This is a genomic window from Bariatricus sp. SGI.019 (assembly GCF_050315235.1).
Lineage (GTDB): Bacteria > Bacillota > Clostridia > Lachnospirales > Lachnospiraceae > JAFBIX01.
Genome location: NZ_JBNPOQ010000054.1, coordinates 1 through 688 on the forward strand (window position 1 = coordinate 1; position 688 = coordinate 688).

Below are 688 nucleotides of genomic sequence, written 5' to 3' on the forward strand. Positions count from 1 at the left end.
ACCAGATGTTATCACCTGTTGTCATGGCTTTATCGGCAACTGTGATGACACGTCCAAGGTCGAACTGCTTTTTGATTCGTCCAAAGTTCGGACGATAAGTGAGACAGTCGTTCGTGTTTCCTGGAAAAAGTTCGTAAGTAATCGGGAGTGCATTGTTATCCATGAAAAGTCCCATCTGTACGATTGGATTTGGACGATGCTCCTTGCATACTCCTTTACGAAGGAAGTCAGTCTGGTTATCTGTTTCAAAGTAATAATTCGTCACATCATAGTAGATAAGGCTGGTATCTCTTCCATAGTTTTTCTTGATTCTGTCGTTCATCCACACTTGAAGGCTTTCCTTGTGTTTGTGAAAGAAATCCAAGCATCTGTAAACGTCATCAAGGGAGTAATTACTTTTTTCGAAGAACCATTCACGGTTGTCAAAAGAAGCTTTTTTTGAAGCAGGAGCAAGGATTCTGGAATAAACCAGCATCTTCATGATCGTGTTGGCATCGTATTTTTCCTTGGTATAGCGTTGACGGTGAATGAGGAACTTATCAATTTCAAGTTCATGATAAATCTTACTAAGAGCAGCGTAACCAAAGTTTTTTCGTAAGCTGTCACCGACGCACAAGCGGTCAGAATCATAGAAAGTGAAGTTGATAGGAGCTTGTTTTGCTCTTTTCTCCTCATTTAATTGATCGAC

Annotated in this window: 1 protein-coding gene; it reads right to left on the reverse strand. The window is 40.4% G+C overall.

Annotation, left to right across the window (positions count from 1 at the left end; all coding sequences use genetic code 11):
* On the reverse strand, nt 1–688 hold a 688-nt coding region (locus ACQRD1_RS14580; RefSeq protein ID WP_427787950.1), incomplete at both ends, for an IS1634 family transposase.